The organism is Huijunlia imazamoxiresistens, assembly GCF_037132455.1.
In the GTDB taxonomy this organism is placed as follows: domain Bacteria; phylum Bacteroidota; class Bacteroidia; order Chitinophagales; family Chitinophagaceae; genus Flavisolibacter; species Flavisolibacter imazamoxiresistens.
This window is the reverse complement of the sequence record NZ_JBBBEI010000008.1, coordinates 1-22,654: the sequence shown is the minus strand read 5'-3', so window position 1 is coordinate 22,654 and position 22,654 is coordinate 1. Positions and strand designations below refer to the sequence as shown.

At 57.4% G+C, this 22,654-nt stretch carries 18 protein-coding genes; 8 read left to right on the top strand and 10 right to left on the bottom strand.

What is annotated here, in order from left to right; all coding sequences use genetic code 11:
* The first annotated feature begins 40 nt into the window (after positions 1-40).
* Positions 41-871, top strand: a complete 831-nt coding sequence (locus V9K67_RS11645; protein WP_336722581.1) for an aminotransferase class IV — start codon at positions 41-43, stop codon at positions 869-871.
* 18 nt (positions 872-889) lie between these two features.
* On the opposite strand, the gene V9K67_RS11640 is transcribed toward V9K67_RS11645, so the two are convergent.
* Complete coding sequence (locus tag V9K67_RS11640) at positions 890-1,726, bottom strand: 1,4-dihydroxy-6-naphtoate synthase (RefSeq protein WP_336722579.1); 837 nt, start codon at positions 1,724-1,726, stop codon at positions 890-892.
* The gene (gene mqnB, locus V9K67_RS11635; protein WP_336722576.1) at positions 1,723-2,376 is read right to left on the bottom strand and encodes a futalosine hydrolase; all 654 of its coding nucleotides are present in this window, start codon (positions 2,374-2,376) and stop codon (positions 1,723-1,725) included. Before mqnB ends, V9K67_RS11640 begins: the two co-directional genes overlap by 4 nt.
* A gap of 126 nt (positions 2,377-2,502) precedes the next feature.
* Between mqnB and V9K67_RS11630 the strand changes: the two genes are divergently transcribed.
* From V9K67_RS11630 to fabD, 4 genes are read left to right on the top strand one after another with little or no spacing between them, the layout of a single operon-like run.
* Positions 2,503-2,916 (top strand): 6-pyruvoyl trahydropterin synthase family protein, encoded by a 414-nt coding sequence (locus tag V9K67_RS11630; RefSeq protein ID WP_336722573.1) that lies wholly within the window; start codon positions 2,503-2,505, stop codon positions 2,914-2,916.
* A gap of 29 nt (positions 2,917-2,945) precedes the next feature.
* Entirely contained in the window at positions 2,946-3,362 is a 417-nt protein-coding gene (locus tag V9K67_RS11625) for a 6-pyruvoyl trahydropterin synthase family protein (RefSeq protein WP_336722570.1), read from the top strand.
* Positions 3,363-3,379: 17 nt separating this feature from the next.
* A complete protein-coding gene (gene folE / locus V9K67_RS11620; protein WP_414696770.1) occupies positions 3,380-3,979 on the top strand; it encodes a GTP cyclohydrolase I FolE in 600 nt (199 codons plus the stop codon).
* Between the two features lie 32 nt (positions 3,980-4,011).
* Positions 4,012-4,902, top strand: a complete 891-nt coding sequence (gene fabD, locus V9K67_RS11615) for an ACP S-malonyltransferase (protein WP_336722567.1) — start codon at positions 4,012-4,014, stop codon at positions 4,900-4,902.
* A gap of 102 nt (positions 4,903-5,004) precedes the next feature.
* On the opposite strand, the gene V9K67_RS11610 is transcribed toward fabD, so the two are convergent.
* Both V9K67_RS11610 and V9K67_RS11605 read right to left on the bottom strand, forming a co-directional pair.
* Positions 5,005-5,457, bottom strand: coding sequence for a GNAT family N-acetyltransferase (locus V9K67_RS11610; protein ID WP_336722565.1), 453 nt, complete (start codon positions 5,455-5,457; stop codon positions 5,005-5,007).
* A 95-nt stretch (positions 5,458-5,552) separates the two neighbouring features.
* A complete protein-coding gene (locus tag V9K67_RS11605; protein ID WP_336722563.1) occupies positions 5,553-6,545 on the bottom strand; it encodes a beta-ketoacyl-ACP synthase III in 993 nt (330 codons plus the stop codon).
* 86 nt (positions 6,546-6,631) lie between these two features.
* On the opposite strand from V9K67_RS11605, the gene ruvA reads away from it, so the two are divergent.
* Positions 6,632-7,213: a Holliday junction branch migration protein RuvA gene (ruvA, locus tag V9K67_RS11600; protein ID WP_336722561.1), complete on the top strand. Its 582-nt coding sequence runs from the start codon at positions 6,632-6,634 to the stop codon at positions 7,211-7,213.
* Positions 7,214-7,283: 70 nt separating this feature from the next.
* Positions 7,284-14,423, top strand: coding sequence for a T9SS outer membrane translocon Sov/SprA (gene sov / locus V9K67_RS11595; RefSeq protein WP_336722559.1), 7,140 nt, complete (start codon positions 7,284-7,286; stop codon positions 14,421-14,423).
* Positions 14,424-14,710: 287 nt separating this feature from the next.
* Here the strand turns inward: sov and V9K67_RS11590 are convergent, their stop codons facing one another.
* The 6 genes from V9K67_RS11590 to V9K67_RS11565 all read right to left on the bottom strand — a co-directional run bounded on the left by V9K67_RS11590 (position 14,711) and on the right by V9K67_RS11565 (position 22,216).
* Entirely contained in the window at positions 14,711-15,190 is a 480-nt protein-coding gene (locus tag V9K67_RS11590) for a hypothetical protein (protein WP_336722558.1), read from the bottom strand.
* A gap of 251 nt (positions 15,191-15,441) precedes the next feature.
* A complete protein-coding gene (locus V9K67_RS11585; protein ID WP_336722556.1) occupies positions 15,442-16,200 on the bottom strand; it encodes an SDR family NAD(P)-dependent oxidoreductase in 759 nt (252 codons plus the stop codon).
* A 54-nt stretch (positions 16,201-16,254) separates the two neighbouring features.
* Positions 16,255-18,924 (bottom strand): PKD domain-containing protein, encoded by a 2,670-nt coding sequence (locus V9K67_RS11580; RefSeq protein WP_336722555.1) that lies wholly within the window; start codon positions 18,922-18,924, stop codon positions 16,255-16,257.
* A 126-nt stretch (positions 18,925-19,050) separates the two neighbouring features.
* Positions 19,051-19,869, bottom strand: a complete 819-nt coding sequence (locus tag V9K67_RS11575) for an alpha/beta fold hydrolase (RefSeq protein ID WP_336722552.1) — start codon at positions 19,867-19,869, stop codon at positions 19,051-19,053.
* Between the two features lie 5 nt (positions 19,870-19,874).
* On the bottom strand, positions 19,875-21,449 hold the full coding sequence (lnt, locus tag V9K67_RS11570) for an apolipoprotein N-acyltransferase (protein ID WP_336722550.1): 1,575 nt from the start codon (positions 21,447-21,449) through the stop codon (positions 19,875-19,877).
* 113 nt (positions 21,450-21,562) lie between these two features.
* Positions 21,563-22,216 carry a uracil-DNA glycosylase family protein gene (locus tag V9K67_RS11565; protein ID WP_336722548.1) on the bottom strand — a complete coding sequence of 218 codons (654 nt, stop codon included), beginning with the start codon at positions 22,214-22,216 and terminating at the stop codon, positions 21,563-21,565.
* Positions 22,217-22,343: 127 nt separating this feature from the next.
* Here V9K67_RS11565 and V9K67_RS11560 point away from each other — a divergent pair, with 127 nt between their 5' ends.
* Positions 22,344-22,589 carry a hypothetical protein gene (locus V9K67_RS11560; protein ID WP_336722547.1) on the top strand — a complete coding sequence of 82 codons (246 nt, stop codon included), beginning with the start codon at positions 22,344-22,346 and terminating at the stop codon, positions 22,587-22,589.
* Positions 22,590-22,654 lie beyond the last annotated feature (65 nt).

The window sequence follows — 22,654 nt, the reverse complement described above, 5'->3', positions numbered from 1 at the left end:
TACGGCCCTATTTCCTGGCTTTTTGGTTCATTTTTGCCGCATGAACGCTATTTGCTTGAACGGCCGGATATACGCGGCAGATGAACCCCTGTTTACGGCCCAGAACCGGGGTTTCCGCTACGGCGACGGGGTTTTTGAAACCATCAAGGTCTACGCGGGTCATATCCTGCTGGCGGCGTTTCATTTTGACCGCCTGTTCCTGAGCCTGCGCCTGCTGAAAATGGAGGTGCCCTCCAGCCTGAACCGGCAGGAGCTGTCGGACCAGGTACTGCAGCTGTGCCGCCGCAACCATTGCCTGGACCGGGCGCGGGTGCGGCTGGCCGTGTACCGGGGCGACGACAATGTCGCCAATTATGTGCTGGAAGCTTTTCCGCTGGCAGCGGAAAGCAGCCGCCTTAACGAACAGGGCTGGACCCTGGAACTTTTCCCCTATGCCCGCAAAAGCTGCGATGCGCTGGGCAACCTCAAAACCGCCAATTACCTTCCTTTTGTGCTGGCCGACCTGTACGCCCGGGAAAAAGGCGTGGACGAATGCCTGCTGCTGAACGTGGAAAACCGGATCTGCGAGGCTTCCAAGGCCAACATCTTCCTGGTGCGGAACAACGAAGTGCATACCCCCGCCCTGCACCAGGGCTGCGTCAACGGCGTCATGCGCCGTTTCCTCATCGAACGCCTGAAGCAGAACAACATCGTGGTTCACCAGCACGAGCTCACCGAAGACCTGCTGAAAGAAGCCGAGGAGGTGTTCCTGACCAATGCCATCAACGGCATCCGCTGGGTACAGCGCTACCACCAGTCCACCTACACCCGCCACTTCATTCAGCAAATTCATTCCTGGTGCTTTCCTTCCTTTCCCGAAGGCCCGCAATAAAGGGCCGCCTGCTCCGGCTTACAGGAACAGGTCTTCCGCGCCGGCAACGGCCCCCTCCTGCTGCCTGCCGTCGCGGTAGATCCCATACAGGTTTTGGATGGCCTGCCGGCCCTCGGCGCCCAGGTCCAGCGAATAGTTGTTGACATACAGGTCGATATGCTTGCGCATGACTTCCTTGTCCATGGCCTGCGCGTGCTGCTCCACAAAGGGCGGCAGGGCAGGGTAATGGGCAAAGGCGTATTCGAGGCTTTTGCGGATGAGTCGGCCCAGTTGCTGCTGCACCGTCCCGTCGAGGCCGCGTTTGACGGCGATACAGGCCAGGGGGATGGGCAGGCCGGTTTGCTGCTCCCAGTATTCGCCCAGGTCCATGATTTTTACCAGTCCCCGCTGGGCGTAGGTAAAGCGGTTTTCGTGGATCAGCAGGCCGAGGCGGGCTTTTTGCGACAGCACCGTGTCCTCGATCTCGGAAAACAGGACCGGGAAGCGGTTGCGGGCGCCGGGAAAGGCAAAGCTCAGTAGGAAGTTGGCCGTGGTGTTTTCGCCGGGAATGGCGATGGGGGCGCCGGCTACCTCTTCGGCCGCCAGCGGTGCGCCGGCCACCAGCAGGGGGCCTACGCCCTGGCCCAGGGCGGCGCCGGAAGGCAGGGCAATGTATTGGGAAAGGTGCTGGAAAAAAGCCGGGAAGCTGAGTTTGGTAGCGTCCAGCCTTCCTTCAGCCGCCCAGCGGTTGAGGGTTTCGATATCTTCCAGTACGGGTTCGACCTGCAGCCCTTCGGTATCGATCTTGTTATGGACCAGGGCATCGAAAATAAACGTGTCGTTGGGACAGGGCGAGAAGCCCAGGGTAATCTTCATAAGTGACATAATTTAAGCAGCAGCAGTTCCAGGTGTCGGTTCAGGTTGGCCAAGGCCTGCTGGAGTTGCCATTTGCTTTTGTCGCGTTCGCCTACGAAGTTCGAAACGGTGCGGATTTGCAAAAAAGGTACTTTCTCCATCAGGCAAACGTAATGCAGGGCGGCGCCCTCCATGCTTTCGACGCTGGCGCCGGAAGCGGTTTTGTAGTGCAGGATACGCTCGGGATGGGTGGTGATTTCGTTGATGCTCACCCCGTCCACCATCGGCAGGCCGGTGGTGCGCAGCAGGAGGGGATCGTTGCACAGCTTTCCCTCCGTCCAGGGCGGTTCGTTCAGGGCCACCAGTCCCAGGCCGAAGAGCGAGCGGAAGCTGCCGCCTTCGAACACGCCCAGGTCGCCGATGCTTTCCCGTTCCACCACTACCGTATCGCCCGGTTCCAGGCCGTCGTCCAGGCTGCCGGCAATGCCGGCCTGCACCACCAGGCGGGGGCGGTCGGCACAGAGCCGTTTGGTGAGGGCGTAGGCGGCGGCGGTCAGGCCAACGCCGGTCACCAGCACTTCCACCCTGCTTTGGAGGCCGGCGTGCCGGTCGATCAGCTCCAGGGTGGGTTTGATTTCCAATTCCGTTGCCGCACAAAGCAATAAATCCATAAGCAAAAATAACCACTGAAGGGAATGGACGAACGAATTTGCCGCCGGCCGGCCCCCTTTGGGGCATCAAACTATTCCGTAATAATCAGCCGTCCGGTGTTACCTTTGCGAAAATTTTGGAAAAGAATGGTGTATCTCACCCGTTTGGAACATTTTAATGCGGCTCACCGGTTGTTCAACCCGGCCTGGGACAGCACAAAAAATGACGAGGTTTTTGGAAAGTGTGCCAACACCAACTGGCATGGACATAATTACGACCTGTATGTGACCGTAAAGGGAAAGCCCAACCCCGAAACAGGCTTTGTGTTTGATGTGAAAAGACTGAGCACGATCATCCGGGAGCACGTGATCGAGAAAGTGGACCACCGGAACCTGAATGTGGATGTGGATTTCATGCAGGGAAAGTTTTGTTCTACCGAAAACCTGGCCATTGGCATCTGGAACCAGCTGCAGCCCCATCTGCCCGCAGACATCCGGCTGCACTGCATCAAGCTGTATGAAACGCCCCGCATTTACGTGGAATATTTTGGCGAAGAATAGGTCATTGACCACTGACAAAAAACATCCTTATGAACAGACGAGTTGCCGTATATCGACGGGAGCACTTCAACGCCGCCCACCGTTTATACAATGCGGGCTGGAGCGATGAGCAGAATTATAACGTTTTCGGAAAATGCAGCCTGCCGCATTTTCATGGCCATAATTACGAGCTGGAGGTGAAAGTGGTGGGCCTGCCCGACCCGGCCACCGGCTTTGTCATGGATATGAAGCGGCTCTCAGACCTCATCAACGAGACGGTCATCTACAAGTTCGACCATAAAAACCTGAACCTGGATACCGAGGAGTTTAAATCCCTCAATCCAACGGCTGAAAACATCGTAGTCGTTATCTTTAACCTGCTGCGGCCCCATATCGATCCCGCGCTGGACCTGGTGGTAAGGCTGTACGAGACGCCCCGGAACTTTGTAGAATACCCGGCTTCCTAAATCGAATAAACAAGAAAATGGCTTATCATAAATCGGATCATTACGATAAAGACGTTACGGAACAATTGATGTATCACTACCGGAAGATCATTGAGCTGACGGGAGAGGATGCCGATCGCGAAGGACTGATGAAAACGCCCGAGCGGGCGGCCAAGGCGCTGCAGTTCAATACGCAGGGCTACAACCAGGACGCCGTGGCGATCCTCAACTCGGCCCGCTTCAAGGAGGAGATCAGCGAAATGGTGATCGTCAAGGACATCGAGCTGTATTCGATGTGCGAGCACCACCTCCATCCCTTTTTCGGCAAAGCCCATATCGCCTATATTCCGAACGGCTATATTACCGGCCTGAGCAAGCTGGCCCGTGTCGTGGACGTATTTGCCCGCCGCATGCAGGTGCAGGAGCGCATGACCACCCAGATCCTGGGCGCCATCAAAGAAAGCCTGAACCCCCTGGGCGTGGCCGTAGTGATCGAGGCCAAGCACCTGTGCATGATGATGCGGGGCGTACAAAAACAGAACTCCGTCACCACCACCTCGGCCTTCGACGGCGAGTTTCTGAACAACCATATCACCCGGAATGAATTTTTAAATCTGATTTCGGCCAAACTCTCGTAAACTGCAACTATAACATTTTTAAATACACTTTGATGAAGCATGCATTTGTTTTCCCGGGACAGGGGTCGCAATATCCCGGCATGGGAAAATCATTTTATGATACCAATTCTTTTGCGAAAAAGATCTTCGAGCAGGCCAACGAAATCCTCGGTTTCCGTATTTCCGACGTTATGTTTGGCGGCACGGAAGAAGACCTGAAGCAAACCAGGATCACCCAGCCTGCCATCTTCCTGCATTCCATAATCGCTTTTAAAAGCATTGAAAATATCCGCCCCGAAATGGTGGCCGGCCATTCGCTGGGCGAGTTCTCGGCCCTGACCGCCAACGGCACCCTGAGCTTCGAAAGCGGCCTGCAACTGGTCAGCCTGCGGGCCGAGGCCATGCAGAAAGCCTGCGAGCAAACGCCTTCCACGATGGCGGCGGTGCTGGGCCTGGCCGATGATAAGGTAGAAGAGATCTGCCGCCAGGTGCAACAGGAAACCGGCGAGGTGGTCGTACCCGCCAACTACAACTGCCCCGGCCAGCTGGTGATCTCCGGCAGCATCAAAGGGGTGGAAACAGCCTGCGAACAGCTGAAAGCAGCCGGTGCCAAAAGAGCGCTGGTGCTGCCGGTAGGCGGCGCTTTTCACTCGCCGCTGATGGAGCCTGCCCGCCAGGAGCTGAAAAAGGCCATCGAGGCCACTAATTTCCACACCCCCTCCTGCCCCGTGTACCAGAACGTAGCCGCCAAGGGCGTGGTGGACCGCGACGAGATCAAGCAAAACCTGATCGATCAGCTGACCGGCGCCGTAAAATGGTCGCAATGCGTCCAGTCCATGATCTCCGACGGCGCCTCCCGCTTCACCGAAGCCGGCCCCGGCAAGGTCCTTCAGGGCCTTATTCTGAAGATCAATAAGACCGTTCAGGCGGAAGGCGTTAGTTAAGTTTCAAAGTTCCTGGGTTCCTAAGTTCCTGAGTTGTTTGGATGGATAAATGCATGTCCTACCTAAAGAACTCAGGAACTTAGGAACTTAGAAACGCAGGAACTATAGAAGACTGATCGAACAATTCAAATAGTCCCTCTCAAACGCGGAGGGATATTTTTTGTAGAAGTTGATGGCGGGTTCGTTCCAGTCCAGCACCTGCCATTGTACGCCGTTGAGCTTCAGGTGTTTCGCTTCTTCCAGCACGGCTTCGAACAGGCGTTTGCCGAGGCCTTTGCCCCGCAGTTCTTCGGTTACCAGCAGGTCCTCGAGGTACAGGCGCTGGCCCTTCCAGGTGCTGAAGCGAATGTAATAGAGGGCAAAGCCTTGCACCACGCCCTCCACTTCGGCCACGAATGCCCACCAGACCGGGCGGGGGCCAAAGCCGCTTTCCACGAAATGCTCGCGGGAAACCGTTACTTCGTTTTCGGCCTTAACAAAAACGGCCAGCTCCCGCACCAGTTCCAGGATGCGGTCGCAATCTTCTCTTGTTGCTTTACGCAGGGTAATCTCCATGTTGCTTGTTGCTTTTGCGCGATAGAATACAAAACAGGCCTGTAAAAGAGTGCTTCTCTTACAGGCCTGTATGTTTATGGGTGGGTATCTTTCTCTCAGTAGGCCCACTTGACCAGGGTGGAACCCCAGGTAAAGCCGCCGCCGAATGCGGCCAGTACGATCTGGTCGCCTTTGTTCAATTCGTGGCGCCAGTCCCACAGGCAAAGCGGGATGGTGGCCGCGGTAGTATTGCCGTAGCGGTGGATGTTGAGCATGACCTTTTCGGAGGGCAGGCCGATGCGGGCGGCCGTGGCATTGATGATGCGCTTGTTGGCCTGGTGCGGTACCAGCCAGGCAATGTCGTCGCCGGTGAGCTTATTGCGCTCCAGCAGTTCGGCGCTGACGTCGGCCATGCCGGTAACGGCGAATTTGAATACCGACTGTCCTTCCTGGTAGATGTAGTGTTCCTTGTTGGCCACGGTTTCCACGCTGGCCGGGCGCATCGAGCCGCCGCCTTTCATGTGCAGGTGCTGCCGGCCGCTGCCGTCGCTTTTCAGGATGCTGTCCAGCACGCCGTAGCCTTCGGTATTGGGTTCCAGCAGCACGCCGCCGGCGCCGTCGCCGAAGATGATGCAGGTGGTGCGGTCGCTGTAATCCACGATGGAGCTCATTTTATCGGCCCCGATCACTACCACCCGCTTGTAGCGGCGGCTTTCGATCAGGCTGGCGCCCAGGGTGAGGGCGTATAAAAAGCCGGAGCAGGCGGCGCTGATATCAAAGCCGAAGGCGTTTTTCGCACCTACCTTGTCGCTGATGACATTGGCGGTGGAGGGGAAGATCATGTCCGGGGTAACGGTGGCGCAAATAATGCACTCGATCTCCTCGGGGCTGATGCCTCTTTTCTCGCAGATCTGTTTTACCACGGGCACCGCCAGGTCGGAAGTGGCCAGGCCTTCGCCTTTCAGGATGCGGCGTTCTTCAATGCCGGTGCGGGTCATGATCCATTCGTTGGTGGTGTCCACCAGTTTCTCAAGGTCGGCATTGGTGAGCCTGTCTTCGGGAACGTACCCGCCCACAGCGGTAATTGCGGCAGTAATTTTTTTATCCATTACAGAAAAAAGTCTAATCTTTTTTTAAGGTGGGGCGAAGATAATTTAAAGTTTGGAGTTGGAGTTTCCTTTTCTATTTTGCACGAATGATTGCGTTTTTAAAAGGCCGGTTCGAGAAAAAGACCCCCGCTACCGTATTCGTGGATGTCAACGGCGTTGGCTACGAAGTTCATATCAGTTTAAACACCTATTCCAAAATCCAGGACCTGGACAGCGGCACGCTCTTCACCCATTTGCTGGTGCGCGAAGACGCCCACATCCTGTATGGATTTTTTGAGGGAGGCGAAAAGGAGATGTTCCTGCAGCTCCTGGGCGTTTCGGGCGTCGGCGCGGCCACGGCCCGGGTGATGCTGTCGTACATGAAGCCCGAAGAGCTGAGCCGGGCCATCATCCAGGGCAACGCCAAGCTGCTGGAAAGCATCAAGGGCATCGGCCGCAAGACCGCCGAACGTATTATCGTAGAGCTGCGCGACAAACTGGGCAAGCAATCCCTGGAGGTGAATATTTCGCCCCTTCAAAGCAATAGTTTTCATAATGATGCGTTAAATGCCTTGGTCGCGCTGGGGATCAACCGCCAGGCTGCGGAAGGGGCCGTGAAGAAAGCCTTACAGGAAAATGCCGATTATACCGTGGAAGAATTGATCAAAAAAGCCCTTCAGAATCTTTAAAAATCCCTGTAGAAAAACTAATTCTTTGAGAAAGTTTAGCTTGAACCGCTGTTTTATCCATATTCGACATTTGCTGATTGCTGTTTTGCTGCCCTGCGCCTTCCTGCTGCAGGCCGCGGCTCAGGACAGTGCATCCGCAGCCGGAACCGGCAGAAGGCCTGGTAGCTCCGATACCATCCCTTTTCCGCTGCAGGACCGGCGTGGTGATTATTATACCTATCCCAACCGCAACAAATTCGACTTCGCGGATACGGCCTTTATCAAGCGCTCGGTAGAATACGATCCGAAAACAAAGCAATACTACATCATCGAAAAGCTGGGCAACCAGTACTACCGGACCCCCATGACCTTTTCGATGCAGGAGTTCCTGGACATGCAGGGCCGCAAGGACGAAAACGAATATTTTCGCAAACGCGCCAACCTGCTCATCGACCTGAACCGCCGCAACTATAAGCCCAACTTCGGCTTTTCCAAAGACTGGGTGAACCGCATCACCGGCAACGGCAAGGTGGACATCAAGCCTTCAGGTTACGTGGACATCGCCGCCGGCTACCAGGGACAAAACATCAAAAACCCCACCCTGCCCGAACGGGCCCGCCGTACCGGGGGCTTCGACTTCCCCATGAACGTGCAGCTGCAGGTGGACGCCAACATCGGCGACAAGATCAAGCTGCCGATCAACTACAATACCCTGGCCAACTTCGATTTCGAGAACCAGCTGAAGCTCGATTACCGGGGCAAGGACGACGAGCTGCTGAAAGTGTTCCAGGCGGGCAACGTCAATTTCTCTTCCAAAAGCACGCTGATCCCCGGCGCCCAGTCGCTCTTCGGGGTAAAAACGCAGCTGCAGTTCGGAAAGCTGTTTGTGACGGGCATCCTGGCCAACCAGCGCTCCCAGCGGCAAACCCTGGGCCTGCAGGGCGGCTCGGCCACCCAGACCTTTAACCTGAGGGCCGACGAATACGAAGAGAACCGCCACTTCCTGATGGCCCAGTACTTCCGCAATCACTACAACCGCTCCATGAGCACCCTGCCCGTGGTGACCAACAATATCCAGATCCTCCGGGTGGAGGTGTGGGTAACCAACCGCACCGGCGCCACTACCGAAACCCGCGACGTGGTGGGCCTGATGGACCTGGCTGAAAGCGCTCCCTATAACCCGCGCTGGGTGGGCTCGCCCGACTCGCTGCCGCGCAACGACGCCAACGAATTGTACCGCATGCTGGTGAACCGGCCCGAGGCCCGCAACTCCACCCAGGTGCAAAGCGTGCTGACCACCATGGGCCTGCAGCCGGTACAGGAGTTTGAAAAAACCTTTGCCCGCAAGCTGCAGCCGACCGACTTTTACTTTAACCCCCAGGTGGGCTTCCTGTCGCTGAACCAGCCCCTGCAGCCCGACGAAGTGCTGGGCATCGCCTACCAGTACACCTACAACGGGCGCGTGTTCCAGGTAGGCGAGTTTTCGCAGGACGTGCCGCCGGACAGCAGCGGCAACGCGCAGAAGGTGCTGTTCCTGAAATTGATGAAGGCCACTTCGCAGCGCCCCAACCTGCCCCTCTGGGACCTGATGATGAAGAACGTGTACGGCGTGGGTTACGGCCAGCTGGAACGCCAGGACTTCCAGTTAAATATTATGTACGAAGAGCCGAGCCTGGGTGAAAAACGCTACCTGCCCGAGGAGTCCCTCCGGCAGGAGCATAGGGGCGAGCCGATCCTGAGCCAGGTACGGCTGGACCGCCTGAACAACCAGAATGACCCGCAGCCCGACGGGGTGTTCGACTTCGTGGAAGGCTATACCGTCATCTCCTCGCAAAGCCGCATCATCTTCCCGGTGCTCGAACCCTTCGGCCGCGACCTGGAATATGTGTACGCTTCGCCGGCCGAAGCCGCCAAGTATTTATATTATCCCCTGTACGATACCATCAAGGCCATCGCGCAAACCTTTGCCAACCTCAACCGCTTTAAGCTGGTGGGCCGTTCCAAGTCGGCCAGCAATACCGATTACCAGCTGGGCTTCAACATCCCCCAGGGTTCGGTAACGGTAACCGCCGGCGGACAGGTGCTGGTGGAGAACGTGGACTACGAGATCAACTACGACCTCGGTACCTTGAAAATCATTAACTCGGCCATCATCAACGCCGGCCTGCCCGTGCAGGTGCAGTACGAGAACAATGCCTCCTTCGGCCTGCAGCAGCGCAACTATATGGGGATGCGCCTGGATTATTTAATGAACAAGCGCCTGACCCTGGGCGGAACCATCGTGCGCCTGGGCGAGCGCCCGTTCTTCACCAAGCAAAGCTATGGCGACGACCCCATCCGCAATACCATGTACGGACTGGACTTCGACTACCATAATGATAATATCCCCCGCCTGACCAACTGGCTGAACCGCCTGCCCTTCTATGCCACCACGGCGCCTTCGTCCATTACCGCCTACGGCGAGTTCGCGGCCCTGAAACCGGGCCACGCGCCCCAGATCGGCAAGGGCGGCGCCGGTGTTATATATATAGATGACTTCGAAGGCACCCGCTCCAGCGTCGACCTGCGCTTCCCGCTCACCAGCTGGACCCTGGCCTCGGTGCCCCAGAAAGCCACCGACGCCAACGGGCAGGTGCTCTTTCCCGAAGCCGAGCTGAACGACGACCCGGCCAGCGGCTACAACCGCGCCAAGCTGGCCTGGTACAACATCGAGCCCGTGCTGCAGGAACGCGGCAGCGGCGGCTCCAACAACCCGCTGCGCGGCAACCTGGCCGAGCTGTCGAAGCCCGAAACCCGCCAGGTGCTGCAACAGGAAATTTTTCCCCAGCGGACCTCCGACCTGGGACAGGCCCTGCTGACTACCTTCGACCTGGCCTACTATCCCAAAGAAAAAGGCCCGTACAACTTCCTGGCCGATCCCACCCGCATCAACGGCAACGGACAACTGCTGCAGCCCCGCAAAACCTGGGGCGGCATCATGCGCAATATCGACCAGACCGACTTTGAGACCAGCAACATCGAGTTCATCGAGTTCTGGATGCAGGACCCTTTTATTAATAAACCGGGCAGTGCCGGCGGCGAGCTGTATTTTAATATAGGCAACCTCTCCGAGGACGTGCTCAAGGACGGCAAGCGGCAGTACGAGAACGGCCTGCCCACGCCGACGCAGTCCACGCTCCTGGACGAAACCGCTTTTGGTAAAGTGCCCCGCAACCCCCTGCAGGTGACCAATGCCTTCAGCAACGACCCCGCCGACCGCCCCTACCAGGACGTCGGTTTCGACGGCCTGCCGGATACCGCCGAGGTGCGCAAGTTCCAGCCCTACCTCAACCAGCTGCAGTCCAACTTCGGCCCCAGCTCGCCCATTTACCAGCAGGCCATCCAGGATCCCTCGGCCGATAACTTCAAGGGATACCGCGATGCCTCTTTCGATAAGCAGGTGCCCATAGCCGGTATCCTGGAGCGTTATAAGAACATCAACAACCCGCATGGCAACTCGCCGGTGGCCGCCACAACCGACCAGTTCTCCAGCGCCTTCACGCTTTATCCCGACCAGGAAGAGCTGAACCGCGACAATACCCTCAACGAAACCGAGGAGTACTTCCAGTACCGCGTGGAACTGAAACCCAACATGCTGGTGGGTACCAATTATATTACCGACAAGCGCGAGGTACGCGTGAACCTGGCCGATAACACTACCCGCACGGAAAACTGGTACCTGTTCCGCATACCCGTAAAGGAGTATGACGCCAAAACCGGCAACATCCCCGACTTCAAGTCCATCCGGTTCATCCGCATGTTCCTGACCAACTTCGAGGATTCGGTGGTTTGCCGCTTCGGTAAGCTGGAGCTGGTGCGCAACCAGTGGCGCAAGTTCCAGTACGAAACCGACAGCTCGGGTAATTACAAGCCCCTGCCCGCCAGCGACCCCACCACCCTGGACATCCTGGCGGTGAACCTCGAGGAGAACGACCGGCGTCAGCCCATCCCGTATCGCCAGCCCCCGGGCATCGAGCGCCAGCAGCAGATTTCCAACAACAACGTGCAGCTGCTGCTCAACGAGCAGTCGTTGAGCCTCCGTGCCTGCAACCTGCAGCCCAATACGGCCCGCGGCGTGTTCAAGACCATGAACCTCGACCTGCGCCAGTACGGCAAGCTGTCCATGTTCATCCACGCCGAGTCGGTGAACAACGCTGCCGATCTCAAAGACCGCGAGCTGAATGCCGTGGTGCGCATCGGCAACGACTTTGTCAGCAACTATTACGAAATAAAGATTCCCCTGAACGTTACGCCCTTCGGCGCCTACGACTCCCTGGCCATCTGGCCCGAGGCGAACAACCTCGATTTCGACCTGGGCCTGCTGACCCAGCTGAAGCTGCGCCGCAACAGTGCGCCCAACCCGTCGCCTTCCGCTTATTATTCGGAAACGATCGGTGGGAAGAGCTACGCCATCCTGGGCAACCCCAACCTGGGCGAGGTGCGGGGGATGCTGCTGGCGGTGCAGAACGCCCGGCCCACCGCGGCCTGTACCGAGGTATGGTTTAACGAGCTGCGCCTGTCGAGCCTGGACGAAAAAGGCGGCTGGGCCGCCCTGGGCCGCGTGGACCTGCGCCTGGCCGACCTGGGCAACGTGAGCTTTACCGGCAACCTGAAAAGCCGCGGCTTCGGTACGCTGGAGCAAAGGGTGAACGAAAGGAGCCGCGAAGATTTTTCGCAGTTCGACGTGAGCGCCAACCTCGACCTGGGCAAGCTGGTGCCCCCCAAGGCCGCCCTGCAAATACCCATGTATGCGGGCATCAGCCAAACCACCAGCACGCCGGAGTACGATCCCTACGACCTGGACGTCAAGCTGCAGGACAAGCTGCGCAATGCCGCGGGCAACGCCAAGGACTCCATCCGCCGCGACGCCATCGACCTGCTGACCATCAAGACGCTGAACTTTACCAACGTCAAGAAAAACCGCACCGGCGATAAAAAGCCCCAGCCCTGGGATATTTCCAACATCGACGTCAGCTATTCGTACACCCGCCAGGAGCGCAGCAACCCCATCATCGAAAACGAGGAGCTGACCCGCCAGCGGGCGGCCCTGGGCTATAACTATGCGCCCCAGCAGCGCTTCGTAGAACCGCTGAAGAACGTGGTGAAATCCAATTCGCCCTGGCTGTCGCTGATCCGCGATTTCAACTTCAACTACAAGCCTTCGGTGCTCTCGTTCAAGGCCGACCTGTTCCGCCAGTTCGGCGCCCTGCGCTCGCGCAACGTGGGCGGCGGTGCATTCAAGTTCCCCGAGACGTATGATAAGTATTTCTATTTCGACCGCTTCTACACCCTGCGCTGGGACCTGACCCGTTCCATCACCTTCGACTTCAACGCGGTGAACAACGCCCGCGTGGACGAGCCCTTCGGCCGCCTGGATACGAAGCAAAAGAAGGATTCGGTGCAAGGCAACCTCCTGAAAGGCGGCCGCAATACCCGCTACCACCACGATGCCACCCTGTCGTATACCCTGCCTACGCAGAAGTTGCCGATGCTGGACTGGACCTCTATCCGGGCCACCTACACCGCCAAGTACGACTGGATCGCCGCCTCGCTGCTGGCCAAGAACCTCGGCAACACCATGATGACGGGGCAGACCCGCAACGTCAATGGCGAGTTCAATTTCGACCAGTTATATAATAAATGGAAGCTGCTGCGTGCCGTAGGCGCCGACAACGCCGCCAAAGGCGCGGCCCGCCAGCCAAAGGCGCCGAAAGACACGGCGGCCAAAAAGCAGAAAGACCCAAACCAACTGCCCCAGCTGAGCGGCGTACCGAAGTTGGCCCTGGGCCTGCTGACCTCGCTCAAGCGCATCGGTGTACAGTATACCGAGGACATGGGAACCTTACTGCCCGGCTACCTCGACAGCACCCAGTTCATCGGCATGAACTTCCGCAGCCACAACCCGGGCTGGGGGTATATTTTTGGCTACCAGCCCGATACCAACGGCATCAATAGCCTTGGAGCCCGGGGCCTGTTGACGCGGGACAGCCTCTTCAACGCCCTGATCCAGCAGCGCTACAACCAGAAGCTGAACATTACCGCCCAGGTCAGCCCCATCCGCGACCTGACCATCGACCTGACGCTGGACCGGACCTACGACAAGCAGTATTCCGAACTGGTGAAGGATACCGGCAGCAACTCGGGCCTGCGGCGCTACAACCCGTATGCGACGGGCAGCTTCAGCATCAGCTATATTTCGTACCACACCTTGTTCACCCCCTTCGATCCCAACGTGGTGTCGCAAACCTTCCGGCAGTTCGAAGCCAACCGCTCGCTCCTGTCGCAGCGGCTCGCGAAGCAAAACGGCTATGCCGTGGGCAATCCCCAGGATGCCGAAGGTTACGTAGCCGGTTATGGCCGCTATGCGCAGGATGTGCTGATTCCCGCCTTTATTTCGGCCTATACGAATAGGGATCCGACCTCGGTGGCCCTGGTGAAGAACTCGAATAGCAACCTGCGGTCGAACCCCTTTGCCCGCCTGCTGCCCAAGCCGAACTGGAACATTACCTATAACGGCCTGACGCGGATCAAAGGCGTGGAGAAGCTGTTCACCAACTTTACGATCCGTCATGGCTATACCAGCAACCTGAGCATGAACAGCTTTACCACGGCGCTCCTGTTCCAGGATCCGTTCCATGCGGGTATGCCGTACTTCCGCGATACGCTCACGGGCAACTACGTGCCGTACTTCCTGGTGCCCAACATTTCCATTGCCGAGCAGTTCAGTCCGCTGGTAGCCGTGGATATGACCTTCACCAACCAGTTGTCGACCCGCTTTGAATACAGCAAGAGCCGGCAGCTGAGCCTGAGCCTGGTGGATTACCAGCTGGCGGAGAACCGCTCCACGGAATACATTTTCGGGTTCAACTGGCGCAAGCGGGGCGTGCCCTTCCTGCAAAATGTGCGCATCGGCAAGAAAGGCACGAAGCTGGAAAACGACGTGACCTTCCGCATCGACTTCAGCCTGCGCGACGATGCCACCGCCAACAGCAAGCTCGATCAGAATGCCGCCTTCGGAACGGCCGGCCAGAAGGTGACGCGGATCTCGCCCTCCATCGACTATGTGCTGAACAAGCGCATCAACCTGAAGTTCTATTTCGAACAGAACCGCATGGAGCCCAAGATCGCCACCTCGGCCCCGATCACCACCACCCGCGCCGGCGTGCAGATGCGGATATCGCTGGCGCCGTAAACGACTGTAAATAGCTATAAAAAAGCCCCGGAAGTGTTTCCGGGGCTTTTTTATAGGATTGTAATCGTAAAGCTGGTGACAGCTCTTAAAGTAGTGCGTTTTCCTTCTTGTCTTTGACGGCACTGGACCCCGTCCCGCCTCAGCGGAGGAGGGATCTGATACGCCAGTAAACTTGAAATGCAGTAGCAATCCTGCTATATTCCCAAGATAAAGGCATGAAAAAAGGCCGCTCCTTTCGGGCGGCCTTTCAGCTATTTTCATATAGGTATAAAGCTATTTAAAACAATTTACGGCTGGATGGGCTGCTTCTTCAGCAGCATCACATAACCGCAAAGGCCCTTCTTTTTGTGTTTGTTGATCTGTACGGGCTTGATCATATGGAATTCTGAAAATTGCGGCTGGTAGGAGTAGGAGATGATGTTTCCATCCACGTCGCCCCACAGTTTCTTTTGATAGACCACCTGTTTTTCATTCCAGTCGAACATCCGCACTTCGTACAGGCGGGAGGTGGGCTCACCCACAAACACGAACTGGTACCAGGAATTCTTCTGCAGCGGCACGATCACGGGCAGCTCGTATTCGCTTTCCATGCTTACCGATGCTTCTTTCAGCACCACGAAACCTTCTTTGGCGTAAAGGGCTTTCAGGCTGTCTACCTGGAAGTTAATGCGGGGGTTCTGGCAGTCCTGGAGTTTAATCACTTCCTGCGCCGAAGCAAAAAGACTGCTTGCCAGCAAAATAACGAACAGCAGATAAGGCTTTAACATATGATACGGATTTTTCAAGGGATTTTCTATAGGTATCGGATTCGGGTATAAAATTAAAAAAAAGACGATTAGGTATGCAGCACTTGAAAGGGCATTTTACTACTTTAGGTGTATCCTCTAAGCAAAGATTAAAGGAAATAAAGCGGGAAAATGGGGATTTCATTCTACATGCAGCAATGTAACTAAATTGATGCCAAAGATTGATGGGCTGGGTCCTTTTTTTACTTGCTCCCAAAAAATGTTGATCGGAATCAATCCTTGTGCAGGTAAAACGAATTGGCCTGCTGGGTGGGCGTCAGTACCAGGTCGTTGATGCACACATGCGCGGGCAGGGAGGCCGTAAAGTACACTACTTCGGCCACATCCGCCGCCGACAGGGGCTGGTAGCCTTCGTAGATTTTCCGGGCGGCGGCTTCATTGCCTTTGAAGCGGACCAGGGAAAATTCCGTTTCGGCGGCCCCGGGATGGATGGCGGTCACCTTGATGCGGTAAGGCAGCAGATCCACCCGCATGGCCTTGCTGATGGCGTCAACCGCAAATTTGCTGGCGCAATACACATTTCCTTTTTCGTACACCTCCTTGCCGGCAATGGAGCCCATATTGATCACATGGCCGTGGCCCCTTGCCATCATCAGGGGCGTCACCGCCCGGGAAACATAGAGCAGCCCTTTTACATTCGTATCGATCATGATGTTCCAGTCCTCCAGGCTGGCATCCTGGAACAGGTCGCGCCCCAGGGCCAGCCCGGCATTGTTGACCAGCACGTCGATCGTTTTCCATTCTTCGGGCAGCCCCTCCACGGCGGCAAAGACGTCTTCCTGCACCCGCACGTCAAAGGGAAGGGTGTAGCAGGAAACCTTGTACTGCTCCTCCAGCCTTTTGCGCAGGTTTTCCAGCCGCTCCTGTCTCCGTCCATTCAGCAGGAGGTTGTAGCCATTTGCGGCAAATTTATCGGCACAGGCTTCCCCGAAGCCCGATGTGGCCCCGGTAATGAATACGGTTTTTTTCATGGAGGCAAAAATAGTTTACGAGTTCCTTTCGGGCGCCAGCAACTCGTAAACTCTCTACCGGATCAGCGTCATCGTGCCTTTGGCAAAGAAGGGGCGGCCGGTGTAGTCGATAGCCTTCACGAGCCAGGCGTAAACGGCGGAGGGTTGCTTTTTGCCACGGATGGTGCCGTCCCAGCCCTGGCCGTTGATGGTAGTGCTGAACACCATCTCGCCCCAGCGGTTGAATACGCGGAAGTACTCGATGCGGGCAATGCCCGCCGCTATGGGGCGGAACACATCGTTCAGCCCGTCGCCGTTGGGCGTAAAGGCATTCGGCACAAAGACCTGCGGGTGCGTGGAGAAGATCCGGACCGCTACAGATGCCGAATCCACACAGCTGATGCTTTGGGTGATTTTGGTCACCAGCACCTGGTAGCGGATGTAGTCGAAAGAGCCGTCGTAGACCGCCAGCGGGTTGGCGATGTCGGTCCGGCTGAGGGCGGTGGCGGGGCTCCACAGGTAGCTGTCGCCGCCGGTGGCCTGGAACTGGAGGGGCTGGCCCACGATGACCGCCGTATCGCGGCCGGCAAAGGCGGGAATCTTCGGCAACACCCGTACTACCACCGTATCGCTGACCGGCTTGGGGCAACCCAGGGTGTCGCGCACCGTCAGTATATAGGCGGTGGTATCGGTGGGGAATGCCACAGGTGACAGCGTAAAGGAATTGCTCAGGGTGCTGGGCGGCAGCCAGTAAAAGTAGCTGGCCACCATGCTGCCCTGTAGCTGGGCGCTGGTGCCGTAGCAGATAGTGGTATCCGCCCCGGCCCGGGCAATGGGGTAGGGTACGGTGCGTACCCGCACGGAGTCGGTAGCCTGGCAGTGGCCGATATGGGCCGTGACGGTATAGCGGGTGTCTCCGGGGGGGCGGGCGATGGGGTTGTAAACCGCCGGGTTGTCCAGGGAAGCGGCAGGGCGCCATTCAAAGCGCAGGCCGTCGCCGCGGGCCAGGAGCTGTACCGGGTCGGTGGCGCAGATGGTGGTATCCGGAAAAGCCTTCAGGGTCACCGTATCCACGACCCGTACCCGCACCGGGGCGGTATTGAGGCAGCCGAAATGGTCCAGGGTCACCACGTAGGTGGTGGTAAGGGGCGGGGTGACGGTGGGGGTGGCGGTATTGCTGTTCTGGATATTGTACAGCGGCGTCCAGCTGAAGTTGCCGTTGCCATAGGCTACGAGCTGCAGGGCGTCGCCGTTGCAGATCAGGGTGTCGGCAAACTTGACGCTCAGCGGCGGCTTGTCGATGATCTCCACTTCCTTCGGCAGCGTATCCACGCAGCCCTTGCTGCTGCCCACGATCAGGCGGGCGATGTACCTGCCGATGGAGGGGTAGGTGTAGGAGGGGTTTTTAACGGTAGAAATGTCGGTGTTGGTATTCAGGTTGCCAAAGTCCCACGACCAGGCATTCACCTCGCCGTAGCGGGCAACGGTCTTATCGGTAAACTGGGTTAGTTTGCCGGCGCAGATGCCTTCGATGGTAAAGTCGGGGGTGAAGCCGGGGTACACTTTGAGCTGGGTGGTGGAGCTGTCGCTGCAGGTTTGCCCCCTGTTGACCACCAGCTTTACGCTGTAGGCGCCGGTATCGGGAAAGGTAAAGGTCGGTACGGGCTGGGTGCTGGTCCCGGCCGGGCCGGCATCCCAGAAGTAGGTTCGGTTTTGTGTGGAGTTGTTCTCGTTCTGGAAGGTGTATTGGAAGTTGTTGCAGTTGATGTAGGAGGGCTGCAGCTGGGCGCCGGCAAAGTCGCAGTCGTAGACGTTGACGATAAAGTCCTTGCGGTGGTAGCCAATGTGCTTTCCCTGGCGGTATTCATTGATGCACACGGCGATCACGTAGCGGCCCACGGGTGGAGCGATGCCGGTGATGATGCCGGTGGCGGGGTCGATCCGGGTATTGCCCAGGGGATTGCTGCCGGTATAAGTGCCGGAATATACCACCGGCTTGTAGCTGTAGGTGGGCCCCGAAACGGCATCGGGTTCGGCGGGGGTGTCAAAGCTGGCATTGATGGAGGCGCCCCCGTCAAAGGCATCGCAAAGCGAATAGACCAGGTTGTCGCCGTCCGCATCGGTAGCGCTGAAGTTCAGGCTGTAGGGTTTTCCCTGGCAAACGATCGACAGGCCCTTGGCGAACTGGGGGCTGCTGTTGTGGTCGGAGCCCAGCACGCCGGTTCCCGGGATCTGGCAGGCATAGGTAGAGCCGACGCCTCCGCCGCCGGAGGTGTTGACCGAGTTGCGTACATTCCCGAGCGGGGAGATGCGGCAGCAGGTCTGGTAAACGGCCGTATAGCCTTCCGCTTTATTCTCCAGGCTTACCTCGATGACATAAGTGGCGGTATGATAATTCAGCTGGGGCGGGTTGTTGATGCAGGGAGGGTAGCCCGTCACCGGCAGGTTTTCATTGCCCGAACTATCGACCTGCCAATACTCACCGCCGGCGGGGTTGGGCACCCGTACCCAGTTATTGTTGTTTTTGTAGTAAATCCCGATAGCGACCTCGGGGGGCATCGGGGCGCAATTGGTGCTGGTCAGATCGCAGTCCTTGTCCCGAAACAGCCGCAGCACGATCCGGTACCTGCTTTGCCCGCCACTGGAGCTCAGGTACTGATAGGTCATTTCGCCGCCGACAATATGCGCTGCAAAGGCCGGCAGAAAAAGGAACAGGAGGGCGATAAGGGAATAAAGCTTTTTCATTGCTGCAATTAGTTGTTCCCGGCCAGCCGGGAGAAAGCGCATCGGGCGTTTTGGATGACTCTTCCCCTGGGACTTTCATTTACTGCTGAGGTTAAAAATTTCCTGCAGAAAAAAAACAAACGGATGTTAGCCCAGGGCCGACAAATACTCCCGCAGCAGGGCGGCGCTGGTTGCCGGTTCTTCACGCATGCCCATATGTCCCGATTGTTCGAGGATGTGGAGGTGTGCTTTTTCCGGCAGGTGTGCCTGCTTCAATCCATCCGACAGAGGTACGGTGTTATCGTGTTTTCCCAGGATAAACAAAACCGGGTAGGGCTTTCCCTGGAGCAGGCCCGTACGGTCGGGGCGGCGGATCATGGCTTCGTAATACGCTACCAGGGCTTCCTGGGAAAAGTTACGGGCGGCCAGCACCTGTTCTTCAATAAGGGAGGGGTTGCTGTCTTTGGTGACTTCGCTGAACTGGCCGGGGATAGCCGTTTTCAGGAACTCGAAGGCTCCATTATCCTGTATAAATTTGATGCCCTTTTTGCGGGTGGCCACTTTTTCGGCGCTGTCGGCAAAGGCCGTGGAATGAAACAGGCCCAGACCGTTCAGCAGTTCGGGGTATTTTTCGGCAAAAGCCAGGCTGATATAGCCGCCCATGCTGTGGCCGATCAGAACGGCCTTGCCTTCTCCGCTGGTAACGGGGGCGTTGCTGCTTTCCTTTTCCACGATCCGCTTGACGGCCGCGGCCATACCTTCCATGCTCATGTCGTCGATGGGTTGGGAGTTGCCGCTGCCGGGCAGGTCGGGGACGATCACATGAAAGCCGGGGAGTTCCATCCACTGTTCCCGCCACACGGTTCCGTCTTCGCCAAAGCCATGCAACAAGACCACCAGGGGACCGCTGCCGGACGAGCGGTAAAAGAGATGCTTTCCGTTGAATTCAACTGCTTTCTGTACCATGAAGTTTATGTGGTTTTTTGTGAAAATCGACGCCGGAGGAACAGGATGCTGGTTCCTGCCAGGGCGATGAGGGAAATGGTATTAAAAATAAGGGAAAGATAGTCGCCGTGGCGTACAAAAAAAGTTTGGTGCTCGATGGGCTCGATATTCATTTTGATGGAAGCGGGCGTGTCCCAGGGCTGGGGCTGGTACACCGTTCCGGCCGGGTCGATAAAGCAGGAAATGCCGGTATTAGCGCTGCGGGCCACCCAGCGGCGGGTTTCGATGGCGCGCAGCCGGCCGTAGTTCATGTGCTGCCGGTAGCCCTGGGTGTTGCCCCACCAGCCGTCGTTGGTGATGATGGTAAGGATATTGGCGCCCTTGCGCACGAAGCCGGTGATGTAGTTGCTGTAAATGCTTTCGTAGCAGATGATGGGGGCCGCCAGGTAATAATGCTGCTTGTCGGCAAAAACGGCCCGTTCTTTATCGCTGCCCAGGGCGCCGCTGGCGCCGCCGAATTTTTCGAAGATCACGTTCAGCCACAGCAGGAAGGACGGCAGGGTTTCCACGCCCGGTACCAGCTTGGCCTTGTGGTAGTAGGCGATCGGGTATTGGGCGGCCAGCAGGGTGGCGGCGTTGAATTCGTCGTAATAAAAATGTTCGGTCTTGTGGAAGCGGGAGGTGGGGGTGGCCGCCGCCTTGTCGGTACCGTAACTTTTAAAGCTGGCGATGCCGGTGAGCAGGCTCAGCTGGGGGTGGGCCGACAAAAAGGCAAAGACGGGCTGGAAGTAGGGGTTCTGTTCGAGCTCGCCTTCCCACACGGCGGCCGGCACCGCTGTTTCGGGCCATACCAGCAGTGCCGTTTGGTTGTCCACCTGTTTTTCGGACAGGTTGATGAGGTTTTGCACCTGGGCTTCTACGGTGCCTTCCGCGAATTTCTCGTTGTAGGGATCGATATTGGGTTGCACCACCACCACGTTCTTGGTGGCATTGCGGGCGGCGACGGCAATTTTTTGGGACTCCCGCTTCAGCAGGTTTTTGGAAACCAGGATGGGTACGATCAGCAACAGCAGCAACAGGGCCAGTCCGCCGAAATAGCGGCCACTGCGGCCCCTTTTGAGGTATTCGGTCAGCAGGCCGTAGAACAGCACATTGCTGAGCAATACCCAAAGCGTGCCGCCGGTGGTGCCGGTAGCCTCGTACCACTGGATCCAGCCGGTTTGCAGCGCAAAGGCATTGCCCAGGGTCAGCCACGGCCAGCTGAGCTCCCAGTTGTGGTGGATATATTCAAAGCTGATCCAGAAAGCGATCAGCGACACGTAGCCGGCGGTGCGGCCGAGGGTTCGTTTGACCCGGTGCATCAGCAGCCACGGCAGGCACATCAGCAGGCTGTTGAGCAGGATGGCCAGGCCGGCGCCCACCGCCGTGGCATTACCCACCCACCAGGTGGTCAAAACGTTCCACAGCAGCATATGCAGGTAGGTGTAGCCGAACAATTTTTTGGTCCCGCCTGTATGGTCTTCGATCCACAGCAGCGGCACCAGGGCAAAAAAGATCAGGAAGGTGAAGGAAGAGGTCGGCCATGCTGCCCACAGCAACATACTGCCGAGTAAAGCCAGGAGGTAGTGCGAATATTTTCCCAAACGATTGTTTTGCTGTAAAATTATAGGTTGCGCTCTGCCGCGCCAATTCGGATTGGGCGGTTGTTCCCGTTTTAATCAATCCCGGGCAGGTATTGCCGGTATAACGCCTGTCTTTTTTCTTTGGTCACCCCGCCCCATTGTTCGGCCAGGGGTGAGGGTGAGACCAGGGTAATGCCCGTCATCAGGCGCTGGCGTCCCTGGTGGTCGGTGAACACAAAGCTGCGCAGGCGTGGCCCGCTTTTCCGGGTAATCTTCATCTTCTCCAGGCGGCTGCCTTCGCGCAGGATCCGCAGGGCCAGGGTCTCTGCATTGACCTTGCCCGAGCTGCTGGTGAAGTAGAGCGTGCTGATGGAGGGGTGGCGGTCGAGCAGGTCGATCAGGCCGGTATGGAGCTCGATGCTTTCCAGGGCCGTATCCATGGCGCTGCCGGCCGTTTCGCAGGAAAGCACCACGTCCGAAAGGGCCAGGTGAAGCTCATCCATCAGCGCCATGCGTTGCCGTACCGCCTCGGGGCTGCGGTCGAAGAGGAAGTTGCGGTGGTAGAGGGCAGCCATGTCCTGCCAGAAGTTGTTGTCGATGCTGCCGTAAAAGAAGTCCACGTCGGTAGGGCGCAGGCGGCCAAAGGCCTGTCGGATCAGCACACTGGGAAAGGTGCCCAGCAGCAGGGCCACCGGCCGGGGCGGTACGTACAGGCCCTCCAAAATATACGAATGGTACACGCGCATGGCGGAAATGCAAAGTTTAGCAGGTAACCTGCAAAAGGGTGGCCGGATTTCTGAGGGTTACCTTGTAAAGGGTTTTCGCTTTAGCATGCAGGAAACTTATTTACTTTAACGCCCTAATCCTGCCGAAATGAACGAAATCGTACCATTAGACCAATTTGAGGACCCGGTGTTGCGGCAAATGATCCACCAGAAGCTGACCTCGTTGAAGGACTACGAGCAGGAGATTCCTGCCGTGTTCATTGTCCATGACCTCCTGCACAACAACGTGCTGTATATGTCGCCGCGGGGACTTGCCGGGCTGGGCATTACGCTGGACGAGGTGCGCAACCTTTCCAAAGAAGAGTACTTTAATCGTTATTTCGGGAATCCCTGAAAATAGCTTTTCCAGAGGCTTACTGATCAGATCGGTAGGCCTCTTTTTATTATTGAAGGGTATGT

Excerpts from the sequence above, each read along its gene's own strand:
- ruvA (WP_336722561.1), top strand. The coding sequence starts at position 6,632 with ATGATTGCGTTTTTAAAAGGCCGGTTCGAGAAAAAGACCCCCGCTACC.
- lnt (WP_336722550.1), bottom strand. The coding sequence starts at position 21,449 with ATGTTGCTGTGGGCAGCATGGCCGACCTCTTCCTTCACCTTCCTGATC.
- V9K67_RS11625 (WP_336722570.1), top strand. The coding sequence starts at position 2,946 with ATGAACAGACGAGTTGCCGTATATCGACGGGAGCACTTCAACGCCGCC.
- V9K67_RS11585 (WP_336722556.1), bottom strand. The coding sequence starts at position 16,200 with ATGAAAAAAACCGTATTCATTACCGGGGCCACATCGGGCTTCGGGGAA.
- fabD (WP_336722567.1), top strand. The coding sequence starts at position 4,012 with ATGAAGCATGCATTTGTTTTCCCGGGACAGGGGTCGCAATATCCCGGC.
- folE (WP_414696770.1), top strand. The coding sequence starts at position 3,380 with ATGGCTTATCATAAATCGGATCATTACGATAAAGACGTTACGGAACAA.
- V9K67_RS11580 (WP_336722555.1), bottom strand. The coding sequence starts at position 18,924 with ATGAAAAAGCTTTATTCCCTTATCGCCCTCCTGTTCCTTTTTCTGCCG.
- V9K67_RS11610 (WP_336722565.1), bottom strand. The coding sequence starts at position 5,457 with ATGGAGATTACCCTGCGTAAAGCAACAAGAGAAGATTGCGACCGCATC.
- V9K67_RS11575 (WP_336722552.1), bottom strand. The coding sequence starts at position 19,869 with ATGGTACAGAAAGCAGTTGAATTCAACGGAAAGCATCTCTTTTACCGC.
- V9K67_RS11560 (WP_336722547.1), top strand. The coding sequence starts at position 22,344 with ATGAACGAAATCGTACCATTAGACCAATTTGAGGACCCGGTGTTGCGG.
- V9K67_RS11645 (WP_336722581.1), top strand. The coding sequence starts at position 41 with ATGAACGCTATTTGCTTGAACGGCCGGATATACGCGGCAGATGAACCC.
- V9K67_RS11630 (WP_336722573.1), top strand. The coding sequence starts at position 2,503 with ATGGTGTATCTCACCCGTTTGGAACATTTTAATGCGGCTCACCGGTTG.
- V9K67_RS11640 (WP_336722579.1), bottom strand. The coding sequence starts at position 1,726 with ATGAAGATTACCCTGGGCTTCTCGCCCTGTCCCAACGACACGTTTATT.
- V9K67_RS11590 (WP_336722558.1), bottom strand. The coding sequence starts at position 15,190 with ATGTTAAAGCCTTATCTGCTGTTCGTTATTTTGCTGGCAAGCAGTCTT.
- V9K67_RS11605 (WP_336722563.1), bottom strand. The coding sequence starts at position 6,545 with ATGGATAAAAAAATTACTGCCGCAATTACCGCTGTGGGCGGGTACGTT.
- V9K67_RS11565 (WP_336722548.1), bottom strand. The coding sequence starts at position 22,216 with ATGCGCGTGTACCATTCGTATATTTTGGAGGGCCTGTACGTACCGCCC.
- mqnB (WP_336722576.1), bottom strand. The coding sequence starts at position 2,376 with ATGGATTTATTGCTTTGTGCGGCAACGGAATTGGAAATCAAACCCACC.